The organism is Tateyamaria sp., from assembly GCF_059783535.1.
Window position 1 is genome coordinate 15,821 of sequence record NZ_JBYNDP010000079.1, and the last position, 2,535, is coordinate 18,355.

Annotated in this window: 2 protein-coding genes; both read left to right on the top strand. The window is 60.8% G+C overall.

Annotation, left to right across the window (positions count from 1 at the left end; translation table 11 throughout):
• A partial coding sequence (locus AC6RA8_RS14820) for a CHRD domain-containing protein (RefSeq protein ID WP_500353502.1) occupies positions 1–1,635 on the top strand: 1,635 nt, incomplete at its 5' end.
• A gap of 64 nt (positions 1,636–1,699) precedes the next feature.
• A partial coding sequence (locus AC6RA8_RS14825; protein ID WP_500353503.1) for an ABC transporter transmembrane domain-containing protein occupies positions 1,700–2,535 on the top strand: 836 nt, incomplete at its 3' end.

A 2,535-nucleotide genomic window follows, 5' to 3' on the forward strand; every position in this document is an offset into this window, starting at 1 on the left:
GTGAACTCCGGCACGATCCTCGGCACCGGCGATCAGCGCAACGGCACGGTCTATGCCGATGGTACAGCCGACAACTACACCTTCACCAACACCGGTGTTGTAGATGCCGGGCTGGGCAACAATGGCTCCGCCGTATCGCTGCAGACCGGCGACGTGGACGGTGATGTCGTGTCGGCTGCCATCTTCAACGAAGGTATCCTGCAAGGGCGCGGTGACGCGGTCGAAGGCAACACTGTCGGTGACGGCCTGCGTCTGTTCAGCAACCGGGAAGATGCGAGTTTTGCCGGTCTTGTGCAGAACGAAGGCGTTATCGCCGGGTCCGAAGACAGCGACGCCGCCGCGGGTATCCGCGTCGACGGTGGCCTGAACTTGCTGGGTGCGATCCTGAACGAAGGTGAAATCACCGGTACGGTCAACGCCATCGACGCAACCGAAGCGGGCGACGTCACTTTCGTCAACGATGACGACGGTGTGGTGAACGGCAACGTGCTGCTGGGCGCCGGAGAAGACATCGTTGTCGACCTTGGTCAAATCAACGGTGTTCTCGCCGGTGGTGCAGGCGATGACGTTCTGATTGCCGGACAAGGCGACAACGTGATTGTCGGCGGTCTTGGCAACGACTTCATCGAAGGTGGCGAAGGCATCGACACGGCGGATTTCTCCGATCAGGACGTCGCTGTGACCGTGAACCTTGGGGCCAACGGAAACGGAACCGCCACCCGCGAAACCGGGTTCACGGTCTCTGTCGAAAATGTTGCGGTTGGTGCCTCTTTGCAGCCCACCCAAAACATCAACGACGCGGCCGGATTTGTAGCAGAAGCCGTTGCCGGGAATCTGTACTACAACATCCACACCTCGGATTTCCCGGGCGGTGAAATCCGCGGCCAGTTCGAAGTTGTCAGCGATGAGGGCGACGGACACGGGCGTGTCATCGAACTGGTGGCGACGCTCGACGCAAGCCAGGAACCTGGTCCAACCTCCGACAGCGATGCGACGGGCACGGCGACACTGACCATCTCGGTCGATGAAGCCACCGGCCAAGTTGTCTACTCCTCGGAACTGACCGTGACAGGCCTGAACGAGGCGGACCTGCAAACCCCGGTTCCGGGTGTCGTGTCGGCCATCCACCTGCACAACGCACCTGCCGGGATCAACGGTCCCATCGCGCAGGACACGCTGGTGGACGCTGGTGCAACCATTGACGCAGATGCCCCCACGGGTGTGTCCGGTCTGGATGTCATCGACGAAGTGGTCGAGACAGACATCCTCAGCTCGATCGAGAACGTGATCGGGTCGGACGATGGTGACGTCATTATCGGGTCCAATACCGACAACACCCTGTCGGGTGAAGACGGTGACGACCTGCTGAACGGTGGCCAAGGAGACGACCTGCTGCTCGGTGGCGAAGGCTCTGACACCTTCACCTTCGAAGGGCTGTTCGGCAACGACACGGTGGGCGACTTTGAAGTTGGCGTGGACCGCTTGGACTTCTCCGACTTCGGCCCGGACTTCGCCGAGAGCCTCGTTGTGTCGCAAGACGGCGACGATGCCCTGCTGACCTTCTCCTCGGACGCCTCCGTGCGCCTCGAGGGGGTGAACAGCAGCGACTTCACCGACGACGATTTCATCGCCTGATCAAAACACACCGAGGTGGCGGCACAGCCCGCCACCTCTTCACGCTGAAAAGAGATCACCCAAAATGTTTCAGAAAAAATCCACCGTCAAATCCGCATGGGGCAAGCTGCGCAGCGGCTTTGTCGCCATCGGCTTCTTCAGCATGATCCTGAACCTGCTGATGCTCGCTGGCCCCCTCTACATGTTGCAAGTCTATGATCGCGTGCTGACCAGCCAGAACATGGACACCCTGATTGCTCTCAGCATCCTGCTGGGTGTTGTTTTCCTGGTCACCGGTCTTCTGGACCTGATCCGCATGCGTATCCTCAGCCGCCTTGGCGCGCGGTTTGAGCTAGAGATTGGCGCGCCGATCCTGCAGGCCTCGATCCGCCGCCGGGTTCAAGGCAGGGCCAGTGGCGACAACCCCGCCGCTGATGTGAACGGGATGCGAGACTTCATTTCGGGTCCCACCCTGATTGCATTTTTCGATGCACCGTGGATCCCGCTTTACCTGGGTGTGCTTTATGTCCTGCACCCCTATCTTGGCGCGCTTGGCCTTGCTGGCGCGCTGTTCCTGACCCTCATGGCCCTGATCAACAACGCGCGCTCTGCCGATGTGATGCAAGACGCAGGCGAGGCGCGCGCCAGGTCCGACAGTTTGTTCACCTCCAGTGAACAGAACGCAGAGCTTGTCCACGCGATGGGTATGACTGGTGATCTCGCCCGGCGTTGGACAGCTCTGCAACACAATGCGCATCACCTGAAATCCCGTGTGTCTGACCGGCTGGCCAGCTTTTCGGTGATGTCCAAGACGACCCGCATGGCCCTTCAATCGGGCATGTTGGGGCTGGGTGCCGCCCTTGCCGTCAGCGGTCAGGCCACCGCCGGTGTGATGATTGCCGCCACCATCGTGCTGGCCCG